General features: G+C 74.0%; 23 protein-coding genes. 16 read left to right on the top strand and 7 right to left on the bottom strand.

The features are described 5' to 3' along the window. Positions 1-132: 132 nt before the first annotated feature. Positions 133-717 carry an Rv1733c family protein gene (locus tag ACGRHY_RS02580; RefSeq protein ID WP_394633754.1) on the bottom strand — a complete coding sequence of 195 codons (585 nt, stop codon included), beginning with the start codon at positions 715-717 and terminating at the stop codon, positions 133-135. A gap of 350 nt (positions 718-1067) precedes the next feature. Between ACGRHY_RS02580 and ACGRHY_RS02575 the strand changes: the two genes are divergently transcribed. Next, positions 1068-1988 (top strand): universal stress protein, encoded by a 921-nt coding sequence (locus ACGRHY_RS02575; protein WP_394633753.1) that lies wholly within the window; start codon positions 1068-1070, stop codon positions 1986-1988. A gap of 32 nt (positions 1989-2020) precedes the next feature. On the opposite strand, the gene ACGRHY_RS02570 is transcribed toward ACGRHY_RS02575, so the two are convergent. Next, positions 2021-4399 (bottom strand): phosphoketolase family protein, encoded by a 2379-nt coding sequence (locus tag ACGRHY_RS02570; protein ID WP_394633752.1) that lies wholly within the window; start codon positions 4397-4399, stop codon positions 2021-2023. A gap of 257 nt (positions 4400-4656) precedes the next feature. Between ACGRHY_RS02570 and ACGRHY_RS02565 the strand changes: the two genes are divergently transcribed. Continuing rightward, entirely contained in the window at positions 4657-5976 is a 1320-nt protein-coding gene (locus ACGRHY_RS02565) for a helix-turn-helix domain-containing protein (protein WP_394633751.1), read from the top strand. Positions 5977-6321: 345 nt separating this feature from the next. Here the strand turns inward: ACGRHY_RS02565 and ACGRHY_RS02560 are convergent, their stop codons facing one another. Beyond that, the gene (locus tag ACGRHY_RS02560) at positions 6322-7149 is read right to left on the bottom strand and encodes an MOSC domain-containing protein (RefSeq protein ID WP_394633750.1); all 828 of its coding nucleotides are present in this window, start codon (positions 7147-7149) and stop codon (positions 6322-6324) included. Between the two features lie 37 nt (positions 7150-7186). Further along, positions 7187-7651: a DUF6643 family protein gene (locus tag ACGRHY_RS02555; protein ID WP_394633749.1), complete on the bottom strand. Its 465-nt coding sequence runs from the start codon at positions 7649-7651 to the stop codon at positions 7187-7189. 192 nt (positions 7652-7843) lie between these two features. Here ACGRHY_RS02555 and ACGRHY_RS02550 point away from each other — a divergent pair, with 192 nt between their 5' ends. Both ACGRHY_RS02550 and ACGRHY_RS02545 read left to right on the top strand, forming a co-directional pair. After that, positions 7844-9094, top strand: a complete 1251-nt coding sequence (locus ACGRHY_RS02550) for a TerD family protein (RefSeq protein WP_394637896.1) — start codon at positions 7844-7846, stop codon at positions 9092-9094. Between the two features lie 85 nt (positions 9095-9179). Beyond that, positions 9180-9971 carry a glutamate racemase gene (locus tag ACGRHY_RS02545; protein WP_394633748.1) on the top strand — a complete coding sequence of 264 codons (792 nt, stop codon included), beginning with the start codon at positions 9180-9182 and terminating at the stop codon, positions 9969-9971. A 48-nt stretch (positions 9972-10019) separates the two neighbouring features. Here ACGRHY_RS02545 and ACGRHY_RS02540 read toward each other — a convergent pair whose 3' ends face one another. Further along, complete coding sequence (locus ACGRHY_RS02540) at positions 10020-10997, bottom strand: O-antigen ligase family protein (protein ID WP_394633747.1); 978 nt, start codon at positions 10995-10997, stop codon at positions 10020-10022. Between the two features lie 244 nt (positions 10998-11241). On the opposite strand from ACGRHY_RS02540, the gene ACGRHY_RS02535 reads away from it, so the two are divergent. The 3 genes from ACGRHY_RS02535 (at position 11242) to ACGRHY_RS02525 (ending at position 14663) form a co-directional block, all read left to right on the top strand. After that, entirely contained in the window at positions 11242-11721 is a 480-nt protein-coding gene (locus ACGRHY_RS02535) for an NUDIX hydrolase (RefSeq protein WP_394633746.1), read from the top strand. A 55-nt stretch (positions 11722-11776) separates the two neighbouring features. Beyond that, positions 11777-12613, top strand: a complete 837-nt coding sequence (locus tag ACGRHY_RS02530; protein ID WP_394633745.1) for a 3-hydroxybutyrate dehydrogenase — start codon at positions 11777-11779, stop codon at positions 12611-12613. Between the two features lie 103 nt (positions 12614-12716). Continuing rightward, positions 12717-14663 carry a helix-turn-helix domain-containing protein gene (locus ACGRHY_RS02525; RefSeq protein ID WP_394633744.1) on the top strand — a complete coding sequence of 649 codons (1947 nt, stop codon included), beginning with the start codon at positions 12717-12719 and terminating at the stop codon, positions 14661-14663. Between the two features lie 48 nt (positions 14664-14711). On the opposite strand, the gene ACGRHY_RS02520 is transcribed toward ACGRHY_RS02525, so the two are convergent. After that, positions 14712-16130, bottom strand: coding sequence for an MFS transporter (locus ACGRHY_RS02520; RefSeq protein WP_394633743.1), 1419 nt, complete (start codon positions 16128-16130; stop codon positions 14712-14714). 184 nt (positions 16131-16314) lie between these two features. On the opposite strand from ACGRHY_RS02520, the gene ACGRHY_RS02515 reads away from it, so the two are divergent. Both ACGRHY_RS02515 and ACGRHY_RS02510 read left to right on the top strand, forming a co-directional pair. Continuing rightward, positions 16315-16506: a hypothetical protein gene (locus ACGRHY_RS02515; protein WP_394633742.1), complete on the top strand. Its 192-nt coding sequence runs from the start codon at positions 16315-16317 to the stop codon at positions 16504-16506. Positions 16507-16864: 358 nt separating this feature from the next. Beyond that, positions 16865-17944 (top strand): methyltransferase domain-containing protein, encoded by a 1080-nt coding sequence (locus ACGRHY_RS02510; protein WP_394633741.1) that lies wholly within the window; start codon positions 16865-16867, stop codon positions 17942-17944. Positions 17945-17993: 49 nt separating this feature from the next. On the opposite strand, the gene ACGRHY_RS30245 is transcribed toward ACGRHY_RS02510, so the two are convergent. Next, complete coding sequence (locus ACGRHY_RS30245; RefSeq protein WP_491630951.1) at positions 17994-18305, bottom strand: anti-sigma factor family protein; 312 nt, start codon at positions 18303-18305, stop codon at positions 17994-17996. 145 nt (positions 18306-18450) lie between these two features. Between ACGRHY_RS30245 and ACGRHY_RS02505 the strand changes: the two genes are divergently transcribed. The 7 genes from ACGRHY_RS02505 (at position 18451) to ACGRHY_RS02475 (ending at position 24847) form a co-directional block, all read left to right on the top strand. Further along, complete coding sequence (locus tag ACGRHY_RS02505) at positions 18451-19008, top strand: RNA polymerase sigma factor (RefSeq protein ID WP_394633740.1); 558 nt, start codon at positions 18451-18453, stop codon at positions 19006-19008. Between the two features lie 38 nt (positions 19009-19046). After that, positions 19047-19325: an anti-sigma factor family protein gene (locus tag ACGRHY_RS02500; protein ID WP_394633739.1), complete on the top strand. Its 279-nt coding sequence runs from the start codon at positions 19047-19049 to the stop codon at positions 19323-19325. A 515-nt stretch (positions 19326-19840) separates the two neighbouring features. Next, the gene (locus tag ACGRHY_RS02495) at positions 19841-19978 is read left to right on the top strand and encodes a hypothetical protein (RefSeq protein WP_394633738.1); all 138 of its coding nucleotides are present in this window, start codon (positions 19841-19843) and stop codon (positions 19976-19978) included. A 135-nt stretch (positions 19979-20113) separates the two neighbouring features. Next, complete coding sequence (locus tag ACGRHY_RS02490; protein ID WP_394633737.1) at positions 20114-20791, top strand: haloacid dehalogenase type II; 678 nt, start codon at positions 20114-20116, stop codon at positions 20789-20791. A gap of 218 nt (positions 20792-21009) precedes the next feature. Beyond that, on the top strand, positions 21010-22878 hold the full coding sequence (locus tag ACGRHY_RS02485) for a glycoside hydrolase family 15 protein (protein ID WP_394633736.1): 1869 nt from the start codon (positions 21010-21012) through the stop codon (positions 22876-22878). Between the two features lie 143 nt (positions 22879-23021). Beyond that, entirely contained in the window at positions 23022-24386 is a 1365-nt protein-coding gene (locus ACGRHY_RS02480) for a dihydrolipoyl dehydrogenase family protein (protein WP_394633735.1), read from the top strand. A 260-nt stretch (positions 24387-24646) separates the two neighbouring features. Further along, positions 24647-24847 carry a hypothetical protein gene (locus tag ACGRHY_RS02475; protein ID WP_394633734.1) on the top strand — a complete coding sequence of 67 codons (201 nt, stop codon included), beginning with the start codon at positions 24647-24649 and terminating at the stop codon, positions 24845-24847. Positions 24848-24886: the final 39 nt, after the last annotated feature.

Here is a 24886-nt window from a genome sequence, read left to right as displayed (position 1 = left end):
GATCGCGCTGCCGCGCGCATCCGGATGCACCACCGTAGCGTGTGCCGGGCCGATGGGATGACCGGTCCGCCCGCCACGGCGGAGGCAGGCCCTCCGCATGCCTGCCCTGGCCTGATTCGGGCCGTATTCGGGTCAGTTCGACCGTCCGGCACGACCCCAGTCGGGGCCCACCCGGGCCCACTCCTGCGCCCAGCGCGCGTAGCGCCGGGCCAGCAGCCGCCGCACCAGCAGCCGCCGTACGGTCTCCACCAGACCGGCCGCGGCCACCGCCGTGCCGAATCCGGCCAGGGCGGCGTGCGAGGAAGCGGTGGCGGCGTCCATCGGACGCGCGGCGATCTCGCCGCGGGCGTCCACCCACACGCGCAGCCGGTCACCGGGCTCGGTCGGGCGGTCGGCGACGACCGTGCCCGAGTGGGTACGGCCGTCGACCGCGGTCCAGGTGGCGTTCACCCGGTGGCCGGACCCGGCCTCGGGGCGGTCGGCCACGGGCGGAGTGCTCTGGGCCACCGTCGCCCACACCTGGTGCCGCTGCCGCTGCTGCTCGCGCACGACGCCCGTCAGCGTCTCGTGCGCCGTCCGGGTGCCCCACAGCGCGACGGCGGGTGTGCCCAGGGCCATCAGCAGGACGGCGGCCAGCGCCAGCCAGCCCTCCACACGGTCGGTGGTCCGGCGCAGCGGGTTGCCCCGCCACCGCCACAGCCCGGCGATCGCTCGCACGATCGCTCACCCCCCTCGCCGCCGGTCGCCGCCCGCCCGGTCTCGCACGGGAGCGGGCGGACGGGGAGAGGACGACGGCGCGGAACCGCGCAGGCCGGAGGCCGGGACGACCGGTGGCGTCCTCTCTCGCTTCCACGACCGACCTTATCGGCACCGGAGCGCACTGCACAGCCGCTCAACAGGCCCGGAAGGAGTGAAAGGAGGAGGTGGGGAGGGTACTCGGGCGCCCCCCGGTCCGGCAAGGCGCCTTTCGGGGACACCGGGGGCCCGGTCCGCCCGTGGCGGTGGACCGGGACCCGCACACCCGCCGCGGTCCGAGCGGACCGCCCGCCCGTGGAGAAGTGAGGACAGTGAACCGTTCCGCCCAGCTTCCCGTCGTGGTCGGCGTCGACGGCTCGGACCACTCCCTGCGCGCTCTGGACCGGGCGGTGGAGGAGGCCGTGCTGCGGGGCGCGCCCCTGGAGGTCCTGTGCGGCGCGTCCGCCCACCGGCGCGCGTCCGACGGCGCTCCCGGCGCCGCCGGGGAGGCCGAGGCGGTCCGCCCGGCCGACGAGGAGCACCGGCGGGCGCTCGCCCGGCAGTCCCGGCAGATCGCCGAGTCGGCCGCCGAACGGGCCAGGGAGAGCGCTCCGGGGCTGGATGTCAGGCCGTCGGCGGCGGGTGAGAACGCCGTCGCCGCGCTGGTGCGCGCCGGGCGCCGGGCCGCGCTCACCGTGGTCGGCACCCGCGGCCACGGCGGCTTCACCGGGCTGCTGCTGGGCTCGGTGAGCCTGCGGGTGGCGGCGCACATCGAGGGCCCCCTGATGGTCGTGCGCGGCGACAACGAGCGCCCCCGGCACACCGTGGTCGTCGGGGTGGAGTACGGGGCGGACACCGACGCGGCGCGCTACGGCTTCGAGGAGGCCGGACGGCGGGCGACGGCACTGCTCGTCCTGCACGCCTGGGAGCTGCCGGTCTACCCCGGCGTCATGGTGCCGCCGCCGACCCGGGTGCTCGAGGAGATCGCCGAGGAGCAGGCCCGCTACGAGGAGAGCGTGCCGATGGACGCCGTCGCCGGGCTGCGCGAGGCGCACCCGAACGTCGACGCCCGGGTCGAGACGGTGTACGCCGGGCCCGGCCACGCGCTGGTCGAGGCCAGCGCGGCCGCCGACCTGGTCGTTCTGGCCGCGCACCGCCGCCACCGCCTCTTCGGCATGCGTCTGGGCCCGGTCACCCACGCGGTGCTGCACCACGCCCACTGCCCCGTGGTTCTCGTCCCCACGGCCGCCTGACCGCTCTGCTCCGCTCGGGCCGGTCCGGCCCGTCAGCCCGGCCAGCGCCAGTCGGCGACCTCGGGCAGATCGGTGCCGTGCTCGCGGATCCAGCCGTGGTGCCGCTCGCGCGCCTCCCGCACCGACCCGCGCAGTCCTCCGGCCCGCTCCGCGAACCCCGGTGCCCGGTCGGTCACGTCCATGACCAGCCGGTAGCGGTCCAGGCCGTTGCGGACCACCATGTCGAACGGGGTGGTGGTCGCCCCGCTCTCCCGGTAACCGCGCACGTGCAGCCGGTCGTGGAGGCCGGGGCGGTGGGCGATCCGGTGGACCAGCCACGGATAGCCGTGATACGCGAAGACCACCGGCCGGTCGCGGGTGAACAGCGCGTCGAACTCCGCGTCCGGCAGCCCGTGCGGATGCCGTGAGGCGGGCATCAGCCGGGCGATGTCCACGACGTTCACCACCCGCAGCGCCAGACCGGGCAGATGCTCGCGCAGCAGCGAGGCCGCGGCCAGCGCCTCCTGGGTGGGCACGTCCCCGGCGCAGGCCAGCACCACGTCCGGCTCCCGTCCCGGCCGCTCGGTCCCGGCCCACTCCCATACCCCGGCGCCGCGCTCGCAGTGGTCGCGGGCCTGCTCCGGTCCGAGCCAGTCGAAGCAGGGCTGCTTGCCGGCGACGACCACGTTCACCGTGTCCGTCGTCCGCAGCACGTGGTCGGCCACGCACAGCAGGGTGTTGGCGTCCGGGGGGAAGTAGGCGCGCACCACGCCGGGACTCTTGGTGAGCACATGGTCGACGAAACCGGGGTCCTGGTGGGAGAAGCCGTTGTGGTCCTGGCGCCACACATGCGAGGTCAGCAGGTAGTTCAGACTCGGGACGGGAGCCCGCCAGGGCACCTCGCGGGCGCTCTGCAGCCACTTGGCGTGCTGGGTGACCATGCTCGCCACGATGGTGGAGAACCCCTCGTAGGAGGTGAACAGCCCGTGCCGTCCGGTGAGGGTGTAGCCCTCCAGCCAGCCCTGGCACAGATGCTCGGAGAGCACCTCCATCACCCGGCCGTGGCCGCCGAGGTTCCGGTCCGTCGCGAGCGAGGTGCCCTGCCACGCGCGGGGCGTTGCCTCCAGGACGTCCTGGAGGTGGTTGGACTCGGCCTCGTCCGGGGCAGTCAGCCGGAAGTCGCGCCGTTCGGCGGTGTCCTCGAAGACCTGCCGCAGCATGCCGCCCAGCACCCGGGTCGGCTCGTGGGAGGACGCGCCGGGCCCGTCCACCGGCACCGCGAAGGCCTCCGGGCCGCGCAGCGGCAGCGGTCGCCGCAGCCGGCCGCCGTCGGCGTGTTCGGAGGCCCCCAGCCGCCGCTCCCCGCGCGGTACGTGCGCCAGCACACCGGGCAGGGGGCGGCCGGAGCCGTCGAACAGCTCCCCGGGCCGGTAGGAGCGCAGCCACCGATCCAGCACACGCAGTCGGCCGGGATCGTCGCGCACGCCCTTCACCGGGATCTGGTGGGAGCGCCAGGTGTCCTCCACCGGGTCGCCGTCCACCTCCCGCGGTCCGGTCCAGCCCTTGGGGGTGCGCAGCACGATCGCCGGCCAGCGGGGCCGTCCTGCCGCCCCCTCCTCACGCGCCGCCCGCCGGATCGCGGCGATCTCGTCCAGCGCCGTGTCCAGGGCTGCGGCCAGGGCGCGGTGGACCTCGGCCGCGGCGGTGTCCGGGGCGGCCGTCACATACAGCGGCTCGTGGCCGTAGCCGCGCAGCAGGGCGTCCAGCTCCTCGTGGGGGATGCGGGACAGGACGGTCGGGTTGGCGATCTTGTAGCCGTTGAGGTGCAGGATCGGGAGCACCGCGCCGTCGTGCACCGGGTCCAGGAACTTGTTCGAGTGCCAGGAGGCGGCCAGCGGTCCCGTCTCCGCCTCGCCGTCCCCGACGACGCAGACGGCCACCAGGTCCGGGTTGTCGAGGGCGGCCCCGTAGGCGTGGGACAGGGAGTGGCCCAGCTCCCCGCCCTCCTGGATCGAGCCGGGCACCACCGGGGAGGTGTGGCTGGGCAGCCCGCCGGGGGCGGAGAACTGCTCGAACAACCGCGCCATCCCCGCCTCGTCGCGCCCCATGCCGGGCCACCGCTCCCCGAAGGTGCCCTCCAGCCAGCTCCCCGCCAGCACCGCGGGCGCGCCGTGGCCCGGCCCCCACACGCACAGGGCGTCCAGGTCGCGGGCACCGATCACCCGGTTCAGATGGGTGTAGACCAGGGCCAGGCCCGGACAGGTGCCCCAGTGGCCCAGCAGCCGCGGTTTGACGTGCTCGGGCCGCAGCTCCTCGCGCAGCAGCGGGTTGCCCCGGAGGTAGAGCTGGCCCGCGGCCAGGTAGTTCAGGGCGCGCCAGTGTGCGTCCAGCTCGGCGCACTCGCGGTCGGCGAGTGGGGGGTGCGTCTGCATGGAACCTCCGGTCGTGGCTCGGTCGTGGCTCGGTCGTCAATCGGGCCGCCGCTCGGCCCGCGGCTCGGCCGGTCCTCGGGGCCCCGGGGCCCTCCGGGACATGCGGCGCCCGTGGCCCGTGTCCCCTGCACGCGGTCGGCCACACCCGTACGCGCCGCCCGGGTGGGGGCCGCACGCCGCGACGAGCCCTCGCACGCGACACTCCGCGTCCCGCCGCCCGGTTGCCGCGGCGCCCTCCCCGGCAGCACGATGGCGGCGTGTTCAGACAATGGCTGTCGCTGGAGGCGGGTGCGGACCCGGCCGAACGGGCCGGAGCGGTGCGCCGCGCCCACGAGGCATTCCTGACCGGGGAAGCGGTCGGCGCGTCCGTGCGCGGTCTGATAGCCGACTCCTGGCGGCGTTCGGCCAGAGCGTCGGTCGGGGTGGACCGCGTGGTTCCCGTGGACCTCACCGACGACGACCTCGCCGCCCGCCGCCGGGAGCACCCCCTGGGCCGGGTCATGCCGCTGTTCCGGGAGCTGCTGGGCGGTATCGCCGAGGACGGCGCCCATCTGCTGTCGGTCTGCGACGAGCAGGGCCGGATGCTGTGGGTGGAGGGCCACGCCGGTGTCAGACGGCGTGCGGAGCGGGTGAACTTCGTCCCCGGCGCACGCTGGTCCGAGCCCCATGCCGGGACCAACGCCCCCGGCACCGCGCTCGCCCTCGGACACCCGGTGCAGATCTTCGCCGCCGAGCACTACTGCCGCCCCGCCCAGCCCTGGACCTGCGCCGCCGCCCCCGTCCGTGATCCGCGCACCCGCCGGGTGCTGGGTGCCGTGGACATCACCGGCGGCGACCACCTCGCCTCACCGCACAGCCTCGCCCTCGTCCAGGCCACCGCCCGGGCGGCCGAGGCCCAACTCGCCTCCCTCGCCCCGGCCGCCGCTCCGGCCCGCCTCCTGGAAGTCCTGGGCCGCGACGGCGCCCTGCTCCACACCGGCCGCTCCGGGGCGCCGGTACGGCTGGGAGCGCGGCACAGCGAGATCGTGCTGCTGCTCGCCTCCCACCCCGGCGGGCTCTCCGGCGGCCGGCTCGCCCTGGAGCTGTACGGCGAACGCGATGTCAGCCCCGTCACCCTGCGCGCCGAACTGTCCCGGCTGCGCGGGGTGCTGGGTCCGCTGCTGGCCTCCCGCCCGTACCGTCTGACAGCCCGGGTGCGCACCGACTGCGACACGGTCACCGAGGCGCTGGGGGCCGGTGACCTGTCCACCGCGCTGGCCGCCTACCGCGGTCCGCTGCTGCCGCTGTCCGAGGCGCCCGGGGTGGTGCGGACGCGACGGATGCTGGAGGACAGGCTGCGGCGGGCACTGCTCGCCCGCCGGGATCCGGAACTGCTGGACACCTGGGTGCGCACGCCCTGGGGGGAGGACGATCTGGAGGCCTTGGAGGCCCTGGTCGGCGCGCTGCCCCCGGCCGCCGGGGCGGTGTCCGGCGCCCGGCTGCGAGCTCTGCGCGACGCCTACGGGATCTCCCCTCCGCGGGGGCCGGACGCCCCGCGCCGCCCCGGCGCAACGTTCTCGCAACCCCCCGTTGCCTAACGTGGCGCCGCGCCTTCGCCGTTCGGCCGCCCACGGGTGGACCGGTGCGGCGGAGCCTCCGTGTTCCGTTCCATGGGGACGCCTTCGGAAAGGCTCCCGGCCGCCCGGCGGCGTCCGGGCCCTGCCCGGGCCGATCGCCCCGTGGCCGCCGGCGCCGGGAGGGGCCGCCCGCTGGGGCGGTGCGCAACCGGGAGTAGGGGTGTGGAGCGGCGCTCCCCTCCCGGACGGCCAGGGTGGCACGGCGGGGCCGCACGACCTGCTTGACGGTGAGCAGGACGAACGGTGTCCGGTGGGGACCCCGCGGATGCGGGGCCTCATCCCGCCCCGCCGTGCCGCCCGCACCCGTCAGTCCAGGACCTCGAAGGGGTCGCCCGTGCGCAGGGTGCCGGTGTTCTCGGGGACGAGAAGCTGCCCGAACAGCAGCCGGTCGCCGAAGCGGCGGTGCCTCGCCAGGGTGCGCAGCGGCTCCTTGCCCCGCTCGCCCGTGGCCTGGTCGGTCGTGGTCACCACGCAGCGGCCGCAGGGCTTTGCCACCCGGAAGGACACCTCGCCGATCCGGATGCGGCGCCAGCCGTCCTCGGACCAGGGGGCGGTGCCCTCGACGACCACGTTGGGCCGGAAGCGGTCCATCGGCAGCGGGCCCTCGTCCGGGTGATCCCCCTGCTCTATCAGCAGGTTGAGGGCGTCCAGCGACGAAACCGTGGCGAGCAGCACCGGGAACCCGTCGGCGAGACTCACCGTTTCACCCGGGCGGCCGTGCGGGGAGATGACCGGGCGCCGGTGCTCGGGCGCGTCCATGTGGACCAGCCGCGCCCGTGCCCCCAGGTACGCCGTCAGCCAGTCGTGCGCCTCGCCGGACGCGGGCACGGCCTCGACCTTGGTGTTCCATACCTCGAACACATCGGTGCCCGAGGCCGGGTCCGGCACCTCGACGGTCAGCGGCGGCATCCCGGGGGCGGACAGCCGCAGGCCGCCGCCGGGCAGCGGCTCGGCGGCGGCCAGCGCGAGGCGCGGATGCCCGCGCTGGGTGAGTGGCGCGCCGTCGGGACCGGCCGCCATCCAGCGCCGGTCCCCCGACAGTCCCCATGGCTCCACGACGGCACGGGCGGTGCCGGCACCCGCGAACGACTTCACCGGGTAGAGGTTGAGCGCGGCCAGTGCGGACGTGGTCATGCGCCCATCCTGCCACCCGGGCCGGACGGTCGGCGGGTCAGTAACCACGCCCCTGGTACGAGTGGCCGTAGGGCTCCTCGTAGGAGCCGGGGTACGGGCTCTGGGCGGGCACCGGGCGGGCGGCGACCGGACGCATCTGCTGGGGCTGCGGCTGCTGCGGGTAGCCGTACCCGCCGCGCGGCGCGGGAGCCTGCTGCGGGATGTAAGGCGCGGGAGCCTGCTGCAGCGGCGCCGGCTGCTGGACCGGTGCGGGCTGCTGGTGGGCCGGGGCCGGGTAGCCCCGCGCCGGCTGCGGCTGGTAGGAGGGCCCCGACGGCAGCGCGGGCAGCGCGGCCGGGAGGGCGGGCAGGTGGTCCGAGGTCTCGTACGGGGACGCCGGGACGCGTATGGGCGCGATCTGAGGGGTGCCCCGCTCGGCGACCAGGCTGTCGTAGATCGGGGTGTCAGCGAAGGACGGCGCGCTGTAGTAGCCACCGCCGTAGGTGCTGCGGGGGGACGTCATACTCATAAGTTAAGCCCACGATGTGCTGGTTGGGGAGAGTGAGAAGAAGGTCATTTGACGGGCTCTCCGCGGTCATCGGCCGCGGCTGCGGCCAAAAATGAAGAAAACGGCCATCCCGCCCGTCCGGAAGCGGGGAGGCCGGCGGAGCGCGGCGGGCGCGGACGGCCCGGTCACGGAGAGGGAAGAATGACCATGCTCAAAGGCGCCAACGTCCCGGTTCCAGCGGACTCGGTCAGGGTCGAGGTGGGGTGGAGCACCGGGCCGGAGGTGCCGGACGTGGACGCCTCGGCGCTGCTGCTGGCCTCCTCTGGCAGGGTCCGCTCGGACGGTGACCTCGTCTTCTACAACCAGGCGCGGCACACCTCGGGCGCCGTGCGGCACGAGGGCAAGCACCCCGCGGGCGGCGCCGTGACCGACACCCTCGCCGTGGACCTCGCCCGGGTCGAGCCCGCCGTCGAGAAGGTCGTCGTCGCCGCCTCCGCGGACGGCGGGAACTTCGGCCGGGTGCCGGGGCTGCGCATACGGGTGCTCGACGCGGGCAGCGGAGCCGAACTCGCCCGGTTCGACAGCCGGGACGCAACTGTCGAGACCGCCTTCGTGCTCGGCGAGCTCTACCGCAGGCAGGGAGCCTGGAAGTTCCGTGCCGTCGGGCAGGGGTACGACAGCGGACTGGCCGGCCTCGCCACCGACTTCGGGATCACCGTCGACGAGCCGCAGGCGCCGCCGCCCCCCTCCGCCCCCGCGCCGGCGGTCCCCGCCGCCACCCCGTCATCACACCCCTCACCACAGTCGGCGCCGCGGCCGGTGCGGCTGAGCAAGGTCACCCTGACCAAGGAGGCGCCCACGGTCTCCCTGGCCAAGCAGGGCGGCACCTCCGGCACGATGCGGGTCAACCTCGACTGGCAGACGCGCAGGCAGCCCGGGGGCTGGGGGAGCAGACTGGGCCGGGCCCTGGTGCCGCAGACCGGCCTCGACCTGGACCTGTGCGCCCTGTACGAGCTCACAGACGGCAGCAAGGGGGTCGTCCAGGCCCTCGGCAACACCTTCGGCGCGCTGCACCGGCCGCCGTACGTCCACCTCGACGGCGACGACCGCACCGGCGCCGTGGAGACGGGCGAGAACCTCACGATCAACCTCGACCACAGGGAGAGGTTCCGGCGGATCCTGATCTTCGTCACGATCTATGAGGGAGCCCGCAGCTTCGCCGGTCTCCACGCCGCGGTGACGCTCACACCGCGGCACGGCGCCCCCGTCGGCTTCTCCCTCGACGAGTGCACCCTCCCCTCCACCGTCTGCGCCCTGGCGCTGATCACCAACGACGGAGGCGACCTCGTCGTCCGGCGCGAGTCGCGCTTCCTGGTGCCCGAGCGCGGGATGAGCCCGCAGCGGGCGGTGGACCGGGCCTACGGCTGGGGCATGCGGTGGACACCCGGCCGCAAGTGACCTCCCCCGGGCGGCCTCCCGCACGCGGGGCCGGCCGGACCGTCCGGCGGGCGCCGCGTGCGCCCGTGCCCGTACGCTGTGCTCCGTGAGAATCGCGCTTCTGGACTCCGGTATCGGGTTGCTGGCCGCCGCGGCCGCGGTACGGCGTACGAGACCCGACGCCGACCTCGTCCTGTCGTCCGCCCCCGACAGCATGCCCTGGGGACCGCGGACCGCCGACGACATCACCGCCCGCGCCCTGGACTGCGCGCGGGCGGCCGCCGCGTACGGGCCCGACGCGCTGATCGTCGCCTGCAACACCGCCTCCGTGCACGCCCTGCAGGTGCTGCGCGCCGAGCTGGAGCCGGCGGTGCCGGTCGTCGGCACGGTGCCCGCCGTCAAGCCGGCCGCCGCCGCGGGCGGTCCCCTGGCCGTCTGGGCCACCCCCGCCACCACCGGCAGCCCCTACCAGCGCCGCCTCATCGCTCGGTTCGGAAACGGCGCCGAGATCACCGAGGTGCCCTGCCACGGGCTGGCCGACGCCGTGGAGAAGGGCGACGAGGCCGCCGTCGACGCGGCCGTCGCCGCGGCCGCCGCCCTCACCCCGCGCACGGTGCGGTCCGTGGTGCTGGGCTGCACCCACTACGAACTGGTCGCCGAGCGCATCCGCGCCGCCGTCCGCTCCCCGGCGGCCCCCGAGCCGGTGCTGTACGGCTCGGCCGCCGCGGTCGCCGCCCAGGCACTGCGGCGCATCGGTGCGGAACCGGACCCGGAGGCGCCCTCCACCGGCGCTCTGACCGTCCTCCACAGCGGCAGGCCCACCGGACTGTCCGGCCCCGCGCGCGGCTACGCCGAGGGGCGGCTGCTGGCTGCGGAACGCGTCGTACGGACCGGCTGAGCGGGACGGCTGAACGCCCGGCCGCCCACCCGGCCCGCCGCGCGGCCCCTACGGGACGTCCCAGCCTTCCCCGGCGGTCGCCAGCCCCACCAGCAGCCCCGCGCCCATGGTGATCTGGTTGAAGCTCAGGGCGCTGCCCACACTCGCCACCGCGGCCAGCCCCGTGAGCGCCGCGCCCGCCGCCAGCACCACCGGTGTCGGGCGCGGCGACCGGTACAGCGCGAGCAGCACCCAGCCGAAGGCGGCGCCCAGCAGCAGCACACCGGGCACCCCCTGCTCGGCCGCCGTCTGCAGCGGTGCCGAGTGCGGCTTGCCGTCCGGGGCGGCACCCTGCTCGGCGGCCCGGTTCAGCGCGCCGAACCGGTCGGGCCCCGCGCCGCGCACCGGATGCTCCGCCGCGAGCGCCACGGCCTCCCGCCACAGCACGATCCGCTGCGAGGTGAGCGGCTCCTGCAGCGGTCTCTCCAGCGCCGCAGGCAGCGCGCCGCCGGCCACCGCCCAGACGGCGCCCACCACGGCCGCGGCTGCCGCCGCCAGTGCGGCCAGCACCGGCAGCCTGCGGCGCACCCGGCCCGCGGCCAGCGAGCACAGCAGCACCCCGAGCGCCGCGGCGCACCCGGCGGGCGATCCGGTCGCCAGAGCCGCCGCCGCGACCGCCGGGACCAGCGCGTGCAGCAGCCGCCGCGACCGCGCGTTCTTGGCCGCCCACGCGGCGCAGCACGCCGCGCCCGACGCCAGTACCGCCAGCGCGGCCTCGGCGCCCACCCGCCCGGCCGACACGCTGGCCGACGGATCCGGCAGGGGGAAGGCGGGGGAGAGGAGGAGCGAGCCCAGCCCGGCCAGTGCCGCCCCGGCGGGCGCGGCGGTCGGCAGCAGGGAACCCCCGATCCGCCCGCAGGCGTACCCGGCCGCCACCGCCAGCACCGCCAGCAGCACCCCCTCCGGCCGGGCGTCCCGCCCGGCCGCGCACAGCAGCGCCCAGCCGGCGCAGCAGCCCAGTAACGCGGCGCCGGCGGCGTCCGGCACGCCGCTTCGCTCCGGTGCGGCGGACAGTGATCCGAGCGCCGGTGAAGCCATCGTCTGCGACCCCCCGAGACATACGGCCGCCGCGCCGGGCCCGGAGGTCCTCCGGGCACCAGCCGCGGGCCGTGACGTGGGGGACACCGTAGCCCCTGGGACCGATGCCGGGATACGCCCCGGGAAGAACGCGTCCGCCGCGTGCCCGCACGGCCGTCCGCGGGCGGCGGCGACGGGTCCGTAGGCTCGCGGTATGGCGACTCCCGATTTCATCCGCGACCTGCGCGCCGGCGTGGGGCGGCGACTGCTCTTCCTCCCCGGCGTCAGCGCGGTCGTCTTCGACGGCGAGGGCCGCGTCCTGCTCGGGCGGCGGGCCGACACCGGCCACTGGTCGATCGTCGGAGGCATCCCCGAGCCCGGTGAGCAGCCCGCCGACGCCGTGGTGCGCGAGGTGTACGAGGAGACCGCGGTGCGGGCCGTGCCCGAGCGGCTGGTGCTGGTGCAGACGCTGGCCCCGGTCCGCTATCCCAACGGCGACGTCTGCCAGTTCGTGGACATGTCCTTCCGCTGCCGGGCGGTGGGCGGCCGGGCGCGGGTCAACGACGAGGAGTCCCTGGAAGTGGGGTGGTTCGGCCCGGACGAACTGCCCCCGCTGGAGGAGTTCGCGCTGACGCGCATCGAACGGGCGGGGAGGGACGCTCCCACGTGGTTCCAGACCACCACGGGGGAGTGAAGTATGGGTGCGACGCACATCGGTGGGGGAGCGGCCGCTGCCTAGGGTGCTGGCCATGACCGCGCCGCGAACCCCGCGTACCGTCCCCCCGTCCTCCGTCTCCGGACCGGCCCCGGGCGCCCTCGCCGTGCCGCTCGACCTCGCCGGGCGCACCGCCCTGGTCACCGGCGCGGCCGGGGGCATCGGCAGGGCCTGCGCCCTGCGGCTGGCCGCCGCGGGCGCCGAGGTCCGTGCGGTGGACCGGGACACCGAAGGACTGCGAAGGCTGGCCGAGCGGGCGGAGGGCCTGCCCGGCGCCCTGGAGCCGGTCCACCTCGACCTCACCGACCTCGACGCCGCCGAGCGGGCCGCCGCCGGCACCGATGTGCTGGTCAACAACGCCGGGCTTCAACTGGTGCGCCCCGTGCAGGAGTTCCCGCCGGAGGTCTTCCGCACCGTGCTGACGGTGATGCTGGAGGCCCCCTTCCGCCTGGTGCGCGGCGCCCTGCCGCACATGTACGGCCGGGGCTGGGGCCGGATCGTCAACATCTCCTCGGTCCACGGGCTGCGTGCCTCCGCCTACAAGTCCGCCTACGTCAGCGCCAAGCACGGGCTGGAGGGACTGTCCAAGGTCGTCGCCCTGGAGGGAGCCGCGCACGGCGTCACCTCCAACTGCGTCAACCCCGCCTATGTGCGCACCCCACTGGTGGAGCGGCAGATCGCCGACCAGTCCGAGGCGCACGGCATCCCCGCCGACCGCGTGGTCTCCGAGGTGATGCTCGCCGACGCCGCCGTCAAGCGGCTGATCGAGCCGGAGGAGGTCGCCGAGGCCGTCGCCTACCTGTGCGGCCCGCAGGCGTCCTTCGTCACCGGCGCGTCCCTGGTGATGGACGGCGGCTGGACGGCACACTGACCCGCACTCCCGGCGCAACCGACCCGCGATCCGGCGCGCCGGGCGCACACGCCCGCGCACCGACCCTGGCGCGCCCGTACCACCGGCAGGTATCCCTGTGCCCATGCCCGAGCACCACGCAGCCGAGCCCGCCGACGAGCCCGCCGCCGAATCCGCGCCCCTGGCGTTCCTGGAACTCCTCGCCCGCGGTGCGCCCGCCGAGGAGTACGAGCGGCCCGGGCGGCCGGAAGGCTCCCCCGCGGCTGACCGCGCCCGGCTCCTCGCCCTGAGAGTGCGCTCCGAACTGGAGGGGCGCCGCAGGCGCGAGGCGGAGCTGACGGCGCTGTTCGCCACGGCGCACGACCTGGCGGGGGTGCGGGAGCTGGACGACGTGCTGCGGGCCATCGTCCAGCGCGCCCGCTCCCTGCTGGGGACCGAGGTCGCCTACATGACCATCAACGACCCCGAGGCCGGCGACACCTACATGCGCGTCACCGAGGGATCGGTCTCCGCGGACTTCCAGCAGCTCCGCCTGGGTATGGGGGAGGGCCTGGGCGGACTGGTCGCCCAGACCGCCCGGCCCTACGTCACCGACGACTACATGCGCGACGAGCGCTTCCTGCACACCCGCAACATCGACTCCGGGGTCGGGGACGAGGGCCTGGTGGCGATCCTCGGGGTGCCGCTGATGCTCGGCCGCGAGGTGATCGGCGTGCTCTTCGCGGCCGACCGCCGCCCCCGTGTCTTCGACCGCGAGCAGGTCGCGCTACTGGCCTCCTTCGCCGCCCACGCGGCCGTCGCCATCGACACCGCCCGGCTGCTTGCCGAGACCCGCGAGGCGATGGCCGAACTGGAGGCCGCCAACGCCATCATCCGAGACCGCAGCGCCGCCATCGAACGCTCCTCGGAGGTCCACGACCGGCTCGCCGAACTTGTCCTGCGCGGCGGAGGCGTGGACGACGTGGCCGCCGCCGTCTCCGAGGTCCTGGACGGCGGAGTGGAGTTCGCGGAGATCTCCGAAGGGGGAGGGAGCGCGCCCGCCCGGGCCGTCGAGCGCTCCCGCCGCGACGGCCACGCGGTGCGCGACGGCGACGCCTGGGTGGCGGCCGTCTCCGCGGGCGGCGAGCTGCTGGGCGCGCTGGTGCTGCGCGGCCACCGCGAACTCGATCCCATGGACCAGCGAACCTTCGAACGCGCCGCCATGGTCACCTCGCTGCTGCTGCTGGCCCGCCGCTCGGCGGGCGAGGCCGAGCAGCGGGTGCGCGGCGAACTCCTGGACGACCTGCTGGACGCCGCCGACCGCGACCCCCGGCTGCTGCGCGAGCGCGCCGCCAGGCTCGGAGCCGACCTCGACGTCCCCCACGTCGTCCTCGCAGCCCGGCTGGACGCCGACGGCGGCACGGGGCAGCGGGAGACCACCGACCGGCAGCGGCTGTGGTCGGCCGCCTCCCATCTGGCCGCCACCCGGCGCGGACTGGCCGCCGCCCGCGAGGGCGGCACCGTCCTGCTGCTGCCGCTGGCCGGCGGGGAGGGCGCCGGGGGGCCCGGGGTTCCGGGAGATCCCGGTGGCACGGCCCGGCAGGTCGCCGCCCAGCTCGGTGCGGCCGTCCACGCCTCCGTCACCGTCGGCGCCTCCCCGCCGGTACCCGCGCCCGCCGCCGACCCGGCGGCGGTGGCCGCGGCCTGCGACGAGGCCCGCCGCTGCCTGGACACCCTCCGGCTGCTGGGCCGCTTCGGGGAGGGCGCGGCGGCCGGGGACCTGGGCTTCCTCGGGCTGCTGCTGGCCGACGGCCGGGACGTCGACGGCTTCGTCCGCCGCACCCTCGGCCCGCTCCTGGAGTACGACGAGCGCCGCGGCACGGACCTGGTGGGCACCCTGGAGGCGTACTTCGCCTCCGGCTCCAGCCCGGCCCGCACCAAGGACGTGCTCCACGTCCACGTCAACACCGTGGCCCAGCGGCTGGAGCGGGTCGGACGACTGCTGGGGAGCGAATGGCAGTGCCCGGAGAGGGCCCTGGAGGTGCAGCTCGCGCTGCGGCTGTACCGGATGTCCGCCGCCGTCGCCCGCTGACCGTCCGGAGGGACGGGCGGTCAACGGGCGGCCAGCGGTCGGCGCCGCTCAGCGGCCGTCCGCGGAGGAGGTGTCGCGCGGGAGCGGCACCCTCCCCGGGCCCTCCGGCTTCCCCGGCTCACCGGGTTCGCCGATCCGCTCCAGATCCCGCATCCGGGTCTCCTTGGCCACCCCGACCGCGAGCATTGTGAGCAGCGCGGCGGCGATCACGTACAGCGACACCGGCGCCGAGCCGCCGAAGTCCGCCAGCAGGGCGGTGGCGATCAGCGGGGCCGGGGCGCCGGCGACGACCGACGAGAACTGCGCGCCGATCGAGGCCCCGGAGTAGCGCACCCGGGTCGCGAACAGCTCGGAGAAGAACGCCGCCTGCGGGGCGTACATCGCGCCGTGGAGAACCAGCCCGACCGTCACCGCCAGCAGCACCGCGCCGAAGCTCTCGGTGTCGATCAGCCAGAAGAACGGGAAGGCCCACAGGCCGACCCCCGCCGCGCCCAGCAGGTAGACCGGCTTGCGGCCCCACCGGTCCGACAGCGCGCCCCACACCGGGATCGCCGCGAAGTGGACGGCGGAGGCGATCAGTACCGCGTTGAGTACCGTCTGCCTGTCCATGTCCAGGTGTTTGGTGCCGTAGACCAGGACGAAGGCGGTGATGACGTAGTAACTGATGTTCTCCGCCATCCGCGCGCCCATCGCGATCAGCACATCGCGCCAGTGGTGGCGCAGCACGGTCAGCAGTGGCATGGTCTCCGCCTCGGCGGCCCCGGCTTTCTCGGCGGCCCTGCGGGCCTCGGCCTTCGCCAGCGCGGCCTTGAAGACCGGCGACTCGTCGACCGACAGCCGGATCCACAGGCCGACCAGGACCAGCACCCCGGAAAGCAGGAACGGCACGCGCCACCCCCAGGAGAGGAAGGCGTCCTCCGACAGCACCGCCGTCAGCACCGCCAGTACGGCGGTGGCCAGCAACTGGCCCGCCGGAGCGCCGGTCTGCGGCCAGGACGCCCAGAAGCCGCGCCGGCGCGCGTCACCGTGCTCCGACACCAGCAGCACCGCGCCGCCCCACTCACCACCGAGCGCGAAACCCTGCACCAGCCGCAGCACGGTCAGCAGGACGGCCGCCGCGGAGCCGAGCTGGGCGTGGGTGGGCAGCAGCCCGATGGCGAAGGTCGCGCCGCCCATCAGCAGCAGACTGATCACCAGCAGCTTCTTGCGGCCGAGCCGGTCGCCGTAGTGGCCGAAGACCAGCGCGCCGACGGGGCGGGCGACGAAGCCGACCGCGTACGTCAAAAAGGCCAGCAGCGTGCCGACCAGCGGGTCGGACTCGGGGAAGAACAGCTTGTCGAAGACGAGCGCGGCGGCGGAGCCGTAGAGGAAGAAGTCGTACCACTCGATGGTGGTGCCGATCAGGGACGCGGTGACCACGCGCCTGAGGTTGGAAGGAGCGGGCGGGGCGCTTGCGGGCGACGGCATCGGCACCACTTCCTGACACTCGACGGGGACGTTCGTGTGCCGCCACACCGTAGGGAAGGGCAGGTCGCGGGCGTATGTGGTGGGACACCACAGTTCCGCGCGCCGCGGTGCGCGCGCCCGCCATACCGCGGGGCGGGCGCGCGGTCACCGCCCCCGTGAGGGGCCGGCGAGGCCGGGCGGGAGGGTGTCCGAGTCGTCCCGCTCGGGTGTCGCCGACTGGATCGGCATCGACCTGTCGGCGGCGGAACTCGCCGAAGCGGCACGGCGGGGGCGCGGGCCGTTGGTACGGGTGGTGGGCGCCACGGCTGATCCGCTCCCGGCACACGCGGTCAGCGCAGCCGCCGGCAGCCGGTGGACGACCCAGGGGCCGCGGTGACGTCACCGATGAGAGGGCCGGAGGCAAGAAGGGCGGCACTGACGTGGCGCAAGCTGCCCGCGCCATCGGCGTCGGCCCGTGCCCGGCGGACCGGCTGCCGTCCGGACCGTCAGCCCGTCAGGGACAGCGGCTGCAACCCAGCGGTGATTCCCGGCAGCCTCTCCTCCCGCACGCCCGCCGAGCACGTCCGGCGGCATGTCCTCCTCGCACACCGGCCGACGGCCGTCCGTGCTGCCCTGGGGCCGCCCGGATCACGTGCCGGCAGGCGGGGAATGGCCACTGCTGCACGGCGGGTTTCCGTCGCGGCCCCGGCGACCCACCGGTCCGGTGCCCGAGCACTCACGCATCAGGGAGAGACATGACGACGATCGGCGTATCCACAGGCCGGCGGACGCCCGACACGTCCATCGCGGAATCGGTCAGGGACTACTACGGGAAGACCCTCGCCTCCTCCGCGGACCTGAAGACCTCGGCCTGCTGTACGGACGTGGCACCGCCACCCCACGTCGCCGCGACTCTCGCCGAGGTCCACGACGAGGTCATGGAGCGCTTCTACGGCTGCGGTTCGCCCATCCCGCCCGCGCTGGAGGGCGCCACCGTGCTCGATCTCGGCTGCGGCACCGGTCGGGACGTCTACGTGCTGTCGCAACTGGTCGGTCCCACCGGCCGGGTGATCGGCGTCGACATGACCGAGGAACAGCTTGCCGTGGCCCGCCGCCACCAGGACTGGCACGCCGAGCGGTTCGGCCACGCCAACACCGACTTCCGCCACGGCTACATCGAGGACCTGGCCGCGGCCGGCATCCCGGCTGCTTCTGTGGACGTCGTGGTCTCCAACTGCGTGGTGAACCTCTCCCCGGACAAACCGCGCGTTCTGTCCGAGGTCTTCCGCGTCCTCAAGCCCGGTGGCGAGCTGTACTTCTCGGACATCTTCGCCGACCGCCGCCTGCCCGCCGCCCTTCTCGACGATCCCGTACTCGTCGGAGAGTGCCTAGCCGGCGCCCTGTACACCGAGGACTTCCGCCGCGTCCTGGAACGCGCCGGCTGCCCGGACGCCCGCACCGTCACCGCCTCCCCGGTGACGATCAGCGACCCGGACATCGAGCGGAAGATCGGCTTCGCCACCTTCACCTCCCGCACCGTCCGGGCCTTCAAGCTGCCGCTGGAGGATTGCTGCGAGGACTACGGCCAGGTCGCCGTCTACCGCGGCACCATCGCCGAGCACCCGCACGCCTTCGACCTGGATGATCACCACCGCTTCCCCACCGGCAAACCGGTGCTCGTCTGCGGCAACACCGCCGACATGCTGAGCGCCACCCGCTACGCGGCCCACTTCACCGTCACCGGCGACAAGAGCCACCACTTCGGCCTGTTCCCCTGCGCTCCCGTGGACGGGGCAGCCCCCACGGGACCAGGCGCTCCGTCGGGCTGTTGCTGACCAGCAGGGGAGACCGGCCCCCACACCCGGCTCGACAGGGAGGCACCCCTCAACGGCGAGACCGGTCAGGGCGCGGCGGCGTCGTCAGATGCTGAACGAAGCGCCGTACCCGGGCCGAGGCCAGGGAAGGGGGCGTCCGCTGGGGGCTGTGCCGGAGGGACGTCTTTATCAACCGCAGCAGTTGCAGACTGCCGCTGCATGCCCAGCAGCAGGCGATGTGGGCGGCCACCCGCATGCGGTGCGCGCCGGTGAGCTGTCCGTCGGCATACGCTTCCACGTCACCGCGCAGCCGCACATGCCGTATCTTCTCCCGGCACTCGGCCCGTACTCGCCCCGGCCCGGGTAGGCACTGCCTCTTCATGCGGCGGAAACCCGCCCCGCAGTACGCCGCATTCCCACCCGCAAGGCTCTCGCCGTACCCGCCGGCCCGGCACACCGGCGGGTGGAAGGAAGAAGGATGGAATGCAAGCTCAGGAAGGAAGGGTTTCTGCTGCGTGGAAGACGAAGTGACAGCGCCACCGGACCTGGCGGACCCACGGGGTCAGGCGTTCGCCGCCTACGTGCTGCCGGAGGTGGAGGTGCTGCTGCGCGTGGCGATGACGCTGACCGCGCAGCACGCGGACGCCGAGGACCTCGTGCAGGACACCCTGCTGCGCGCCTACCGGGCCGTCGACGGCTTCGACGGGAAACATCCGCGGGCGTGGCTGCTGACGATCATGCGACGTGCCGAGATCAACCGGCACCGTCGCCGCCGTCCGCACCTCCTGGACGACCCGGACGCCGATCTGGACAGGCTCAGCTCCACGGGTCCCAGCGGCTCGGCGGAAGAGATCGTGGTGGGCGAGGCGTTCGACGAGGTGGTGGACGAGGCCCTGTGCGCGCTGCCGGAAAAGCACCGCCAGGTGGTACAGCTCGTGGACATCGACGGCCTCACCTACGCGGAGGCCGCCAACCTGCTGGATGTCCCGGAGGGGACCGTGATGAGCCGACTGCATCGGGCGCGCAAACGGATACGCGCACGGCTGGCCACGGCAGGACTGGCGCCCAAGCGAGGTGTGATGTGAAGAGGCCATGGCGGCGGCGCCCAGCGGCGGAGCGCCGGATGAACTGCATGAAGGCCGGCCGCGTGCTGCAGTCCTACCTCGACGGCGAAACGGACGAGGTGACCGCGCGCCGGGTCGCGGCACACCTGGAGGACTGCCGGCGCTGCGGCCTGGAGGCGTCCGTCTACCAGGAGATTCACAACGCGCTGGCCCGCCGGGCCGAGCCGGACGGTGGAACGGTGGAGCGGTTGCGGGCGTTCGGCGCGTCGCTCCTGAGCGACCCACCCGCCGGGGACGACGACACGGAACACGGTACGACGCCCCCGGCCGGCGCCTAGAGATTCCTCTTCGGGGAGAGGGGGAGCTCAGGGAATCCGGCCGAGCAGGCCGAGGCCGCCATCGTGGTGGGCCCCGTACGGGTACGAGCTGTGCCCGTCACAGTCGCGGTCGCAGCCGGTCTCCGCCCCGGTGCTCCGAGGTCACCGGGGCCGCCGAAGCCCCATGCTGCCGGGCTGCGGAGGAGGTGCCGGACGCGCCGACGACGGCCAGTAGGGGCGGCGGCGCCGAGCGTGGCTCGGCACAGAAGACGGTCTCGCGTAAGAGACGCCTCTATGCAGTGCGGCGCGGCAGCTGCCCCCCGTCACTGCCACCTGCACGTTCCCCGCGGTCGGCGCCCAACCGCTGAGCCCGCCGGACAAGCGAAGGCATGGTCGGGGAAGTGACGCATCGGATGCAGTGCGCACCACGGAGTGACCGTCGCGGGCTCTGCGACACAGCGGACGGCAGCCTGGACCGTCGACTGCCCGGGCAGCCGTCCGCCGTCCGGCCGTCGATGCCCTGAACCTCGGCCGCGATGCCGGGAATGCGCCGTCAGACGGTGAACCGGGTGATCAAGGACTTCGAGCGGCGGGGCCTGCCGCGGATGGGCCACGGCCGACTCGAACCCCTGGTCGTCGACCGACTCCGCCATCGCGCACGGGACCGCGCCTGAGACCAGGCTATGGGGTCAGCCGGAAGGCGGTGGGAGGGGAGCCGGTGCCCCGCCACGCGCGTACGGTCGGTGCAGGGCACCAAGGGCTCCGTCAAGGCAACTGGCTGTTCGTACGCCCGACTCCTGGAGGACACCGTGCCGCGCCAGAACACGTCCCTGCTCGTATTCGACGTCAACGAGACCCTCAGCGACATGAGCCCGCTGCAGAGCCGGTTCACGGAGATCGGCGCCCCGCCTCACATGTTCCGCCTCTGGTTCGCGGGCGTACTGCGGGATGGCTTCGCACTCACCGCTGCAGGATCTTTTGCGCCCTTCTCAGCCGTAGCCCGAGAGGGACTGCGGGCGTTGCTCCCCAGCGTGCCCGGATGGTCCGGCGATATCGAACAGGCGGCCGGTCGCGTACTGGACGGACTCTCCGGTCTTGAGGTGCACCCGGATGTTCCCGACGGCATCCGCGCTCTTCACGAGAGCGGATTCCGGCTGGTGACCATGACCAACGGCAGTTCGGAGCTCAGCGAGCGGCTCCTCGGCCGGGCTGGGCTCGCGGACTGCTTCGAGAACCATCTGGACGTGAGTGGGCCACGGCGCTGGAAGCCGGCCCGAGCCGCCTACCAGTACGTCGTGGAGCAGGCGGGAGTACGCCCGCACGAGGCAGTGCTGGTGGCTGTGCACCCGTGGGACGTCGACGGTGCACAGCGTGCCGGACTCGGCGGCGCATGGCTGCGGCGGGAAGGGGCGGAATACCCGGAGGTCATGCTGCCTCCCACCTGTACGGTCGAAAATATCCGGGAACTTGCGGACGCCCTCGCATAGCCGGCTCCACCCCCGTTGTTCGCCGCCGATGTGCGGCGCTTTCACTATGACTAGCGGAGACGAACGCCGGGCGCGCCCGATCGGCATGGTCGTCCACGTCGTTGTCACGGGTACGGCCGTCTTCGGCCCGCCGCGCAGTACACCTCTGCGGCGCCCGGTCGCCCAAGCGGCCTGCCCGACCGGGCGCGGCGTTTCCCGGGCGGCATAGGCTGGTCCGAATGGAAGGTCACGTAGCCATGTCCTCGCGGATCGCCGATTACGGGATGGTCGCCGATGGCAGCTCCGCCGCCCTGGTCGACCGCCGGGGGGCGATCGACTGGATGTGCGTACCGCGCTTCGACAGCCCCGCGCTGTTCGCACGGCTGCTCGACCCCGAGGCCGGGTACTGGTCGATCACACCAGTCGGCCACTTCGAGACGACGCGCCGCTACCTGCCGGGCACCCTGGTCATCGAAACGACGTTCACCACCGCGTCCGGCGTGGCGCGGCTGCGCGACGCGCTCGCCGTTCCCGAGGGACAGCGCGGCCACGAACTCGGCCTGTCGCCGCCGCACGAGCTGCTGCGTGGGATCGAGGGAGTACACGGCGAGGTCACGTTCGACGTCGAGCTCGTGCCCCGCCCCGAATACGGGCTGGTGCGGCCACTTCTACGCCTCACCGACGGGGGGATGCGTACCTTCGGCGGCCCGAACCAGATCGCCGTCCGCGCTCCCGTTCCGCTGGAGACCGACGAGGCGTGCGTACGGGCGGAAGTACGCGTGGCGGCCGCGCAATGGTTCGGCTTCTCCCTGGTGTGGGCGCCCCCGGAAGTGGCGCCGCCTGAGCCGACCGCTCCGGAGCGGGTGGCGGAGCGGATCGACGACACCGTCGAAGCGTGGCGGTCCTGGGAGGCCGAGCACGACATCTACGACGGCCCGCACCGCGACCTGGTACTGCTGTCGTCCCGGGTCCTCAAGGGACTCACCTACCGGCCGACCGGGGCCATCGTCGCCGCGCCGACGACCTCCCTTCCCGAGACGGTGGGAGGCACGCGCAACTGGGACTACCGCTATGCCTGGATCCGCGACGCCAGCCTGACCCTGGAAGCCCTCTACCACGGCACCTGCCCGGAGGAGGCGGCCGACTTCGTCTCCTTCATGACCAGCTCCGCCGGCGGGACCGCCGGTGCGGACTCATCCCTGCAGATCATGTACGGCATCGGCGGCGAGCATGACCTGAGCGAGCGCCTGCTGCCGCACTTGCGCGGGTGGCGGGACTCCCGCCCGGTCAGGGCCGGCAACGAGGCGTGGGCGCAGACACAGCTCGACGTCTACGGAGAACTGCTGAACGCGCTGCACCTGTACCAGGAGCGGCTCGGAGAGCTGCATCCGGAGATCCAGCGCTTCGCCGCCGGGCTGGCGGACGCGGCGGCGCGCCGCTGGCGGGAGCCCGACGCCGGTATGTGGGAGATGCGAGGCGAACCGCGCCACCACCTGTCGTCGAAGGTGCTGTGCTGGGTGGCGTTGGACCGCGCGGTGAAACTTGCCCCGCGCCTGGGCGGGCACGCGCGTACCGAAGCATGGGCGGTCGAGCGGGACCGCATTCGTCAGGCGGTGCTCGAACGAGGCTGGAGCGAACGACGCGGGGCCTACACGCAGGCGTTCGACTCCGGCGAACTCGACGCCGCCGCCCTCCTCATGCCGCTGTACGGCTTCCTGCCCGCCACCGACGCGCGCATGGAGGCGACCATCGAGGCGATCGCCCGCGAGCTCACCGACGACGGACTGGTGCTGCGCTACCGGCTGACCGGTGACCGGAACACCGACGGGCTCGAAGGCAGCGAGGGGGCCTTCGTGCTCTGCTCGTTCTGGCTCGCCTCCGCCCTCGCCCAGGCCGGCCGCCCCGACCGGGCCCAGGACCTCTTCGACCGCGTCACCGGCTTCGCCAACGACCTGGGGCTACTCGCCGAGGAGATCGACCCGCGAACCGGTGAGCTGCTCGGCAACTTCCCACAGGCGTTCAGCCACGTGGGGCTGATCAACGCGGCTGCGGCCATCGACCGGGCCGGCGGCGCGCTGCCCGGCCACGATGTCGGCCTGGCGCGCTGAATACCGCACCGACCGCAAAAGAACGCATTCGAGGTGCTCTTGCGTCGCCGCACGGGGGACCGGGAAGAGAGAGCGGAAGACATTCACCGATTTCCCGGTATGAACCGGAACAGGGATATCAGCGCCTCAGTGAGGAGACGGACATGGCGCAGGAGGCCGATGTCGTGGTCATCGGGATGGGCGTGGGCGGCGAGCATGTCGCCCAGCGCCTGGCCGGGAACGGACTGGAGGTCGTCGGGATCGAGGCCGAGCTGGTCGGTGGGGAGTGCCCGTACTGGGCCTGTATCCCGAGCAAGATGATGATCCGCGGCGGGAACCTGCTCGCGGAGGCCCGCCGCGTCCCCGGTATGGCAGGGCAGGCGCAGGTCACACCGGATTTCGCAACGGTGGCCGCCCGGATCCGTGAGGAGGCCACCGACGACTGGAACGATCAGGTGGCCGTGGATCGGTTCACCGGCGAGGGCGGGCACTTCGTCCGGGGGCGAGCCCGGCTGGCGGGGCCGGGACGGGTGGAGACCGACGGGCGTGAGTTCACCGCGCGGCGCGGGGTGGTACTCGCCACCGGCAGCCGTCCGCAGATTCCGCCGGTGCCGGGCCTGGACACGGTGCCGTACTGGACGAACCGCGACGCGATCGCCACCAAGGAGAGCCCGCACTCGCTCATGGTGCTGGGCGGAGGGGCGGTGGGAGTCGAGCTGGCCCAGGCTTTCGCCCGTTTCGGCACGGCGGTCACCATTGTCGAGGCGGCCGAGCGACTGCTGCCGGGGGAGGAACCCGAGACAGGCGCCTTGGTCGCCGAGGTCCTGACCGCCGAGGGAGTCACCGTACGCACCGGGGCGCGGGCCGCCCACGCGCGCCACGATGGCGACACCCTCACCGTCACCCTCGACGGCGGCGAGGAACTCACCGCGAAGCGCCTGCTGGTCGCCACCGGGCGGCGCGCGGCCCTGACGGAGCTCGGACTGGAGACGGTGGGCCTCGACCCGGATGCCCGCGCCCTGGAAGTGGACGAGCACCTGCGAGCCGCTCCGGGGCTGTGGGGCGTGGGAGACGTCACCGGGCGCGGAGCCTTCACGCACGTCTCGATGTACCAGGCCGAGATCGCGGTCCGTGCGCTCCTCGGCACACCCGGCCCCGGCGCTGACTACCGCGCCCTGCCCCGGGTCACCTTCACCGACCCCGAGGTCGGCTCCGTGGGGCTGACCGAGGCACAGGCGCGTGAGAGGGGTCTGCGGGTACGCGCCGGCACCGCTCAGGTGCCGTCATCGACGCGCGGCTGGATCCACAAGGCAGGCAACGAGGGCCTGATCAAACTCGTCGAGGACGTGGACCGCGGGGTGTTGGTCGGCGCCACCTCCGTGGGTCCCGTGGGCGGGGAGGTCCTCTACGGCCTCGTGGTGGCGGTCCAGGCCGAGGTCCCCGTCGACCGGCTGCGGCACATGATGTACGCCTACCCCACCTTCCACCGCGCCGTGGAGGACGCGCTCGCGGCACTGCGCTCCAGCTGACGCACCCAAGCACGCGGAGTGTCCCCGTATGGGTGCACCCCGGGCCCGCCACTCCGCCGACGCGGTCAGGCATTCGACAGGCCCGTGTCTGCCCTGCGACCGGTGGTGACGCGGCAGCAGGCCGGCCCCGTTCCGCCGGGGAGGAGTCAAGGGAGTGCGGTGGGGAACCGGCTGCGTGCCACCGCATCTCGCGGGCAGCCATGGCCGTGGCCACGGATGACAGGATTCATCCTCCCCTTCCGACGAGAAGGTGAGCGGGCATGACGATGATGAAAGAGCGGTCCCACGCACCGCACATGCACATGCCTCACGTGATCAGCGGGCCGGAACTCCGACCGCTCGACCTGGGCGGGCTGCTTGCCCGCGGGGCAGCGGCCGGAGTGTTCGCCGGGACCGGGTTCCTGCTGGCGAACATGTGGTATGCCGTGAGCCATGGCATGCCGGGAATCGCGCCGCTGTAAGCGAGGTCCACGGCCTTCCACGCCTCGGACGCACCGGCG

The organism is Streptomyces shinuiensis (assembly GCF_043660855.1).
In the GTDB taxonomy this organism is placed as follows: Bacteria; Actinomycetota; Actinomycetes; order Streptomycetales; family Streptomycetaceae; genus Streptomyces.
This window is presented reverse-complemented; position numbering and strand designations above follow the sequence as displayed.

What these genes read in the sequence shown, in the direction of transcription:
- ACGRHY_RS02570 (WP_394633752.1), bottom strand. Translation starts at nt 4,399, where the DNA reads ATGCAGACGCACCCCCCACTCGCCGACCGCGAGTGCGCCGAGCTGGAC.
- ACGRHY_RS02560 (WP_394633750.1), bottom strand. Translation starts at nt 7,149, where the DNA reads ATGACCACGTCCGCACTGGCCGCGCTCAACCTCTACCCGGTGAAGTCG.
- ACGRHY_RS02555 (WP_394633749.1), bottom strand. Translation starts at nt 7,651, where the DNA reads ATGACGTCCCCCCGCAGCACCTACGGCGGTGGCTACTACAGCGCGCCG.
- ACGRHY_RS02550 (WP_394637896.1), top strand. Translation starts at nt 7,844, where the DNA reads ATGCTCAAAGGCGCCAACGTCCCGGTTCCAGCGGACTCGGTCAGGGTC.
- ACGRHY_RS02535 (WP_394633746.1), top strand. Translation starts at nt 11,242, where the DNA reads ATGGCGACTCCCGATTTCATCCGCGACCTGCGCGCCGGCGTGGGGCGG.
- ACGRHY_RS02530 (WP_394633745.1), top strand. Translation starts at nt 11,777, where the DNA reads ATGACCGCGCCGCGAACCCCGCGTACCGTCCCCCCGTCCTCCGTCTCC.
- ACGRHY_RS02525 (WP_394633744.1), top strand. Translation starts at nt 12,717, where the DNA reads ATGCCCGAGCACCACGCAGCCGAGCCCGCCGACGAGCCCGCCGCCGAA.
- ACGRHY_RS02520 (WP_394633743.1), bottom strand. Translation starts at nt 16,130, where the DNA reads ATGCCGTCGCCCGCAAGCGCCCCGCCCGCTCCTTCCAACCTCAGGCGC.
- ACGRHY_RS02510 (WP_394633741.1), top strand. Translation starts at nt 16,865, where the DNA reads ATGACGACGATCGGCGTATCCACAGGCCGGCGGACGCCCGACACGTCC.
- ACGRHY_RS30245 (WP_491630951.1), bottom strand. Translation starts at nt 18,305, where the DNA reads ATGAAGAGGCAGTGCCTACCCGGGCCGGGGCGAGTACGGGCCGAGTGC.
- ACGRHY_RS02500 (WP_394633739.1), top strand. Translation starts at nt 19,047, where the DNA reads ATGAACTGCATGAAGGCCGGCCGCGTGCTGCAGTCCTACCTCGACGGC.
- ACGRHY_RS02495 (WP_394633738.1), top strand. Translation starts at nt 19,841, where the DNA reads ATGCCGGGAATGCGCCGTCAGACGGTGAACCGGGTGATCAAGGACTTC.
- ACGRHY_RS02485 (WP_394633736.1), top strand. Translation starts at nt 21,010, where the DNA reads ATGGAAGGTCACGTAGCCATGTCCTCGCGGATCGCCGATTACGGGATG.
- ACGRHY_RS02480 (WP_394633735.1), top strand. Translation starts at nt 23,022, where the DNA reads ATGGCGCAGGAGGCCGATGTCGTGGTCATCGGGATGGGCGTGGGCGGC.
- ACGRHY_RS02475 (WP_394633734.1), top strand. Translation starts at nt 24,647, where the DNA reads ATGACGATGATGAAAGAGCGGTCCCACGCACCGCACATGCACATGCCT.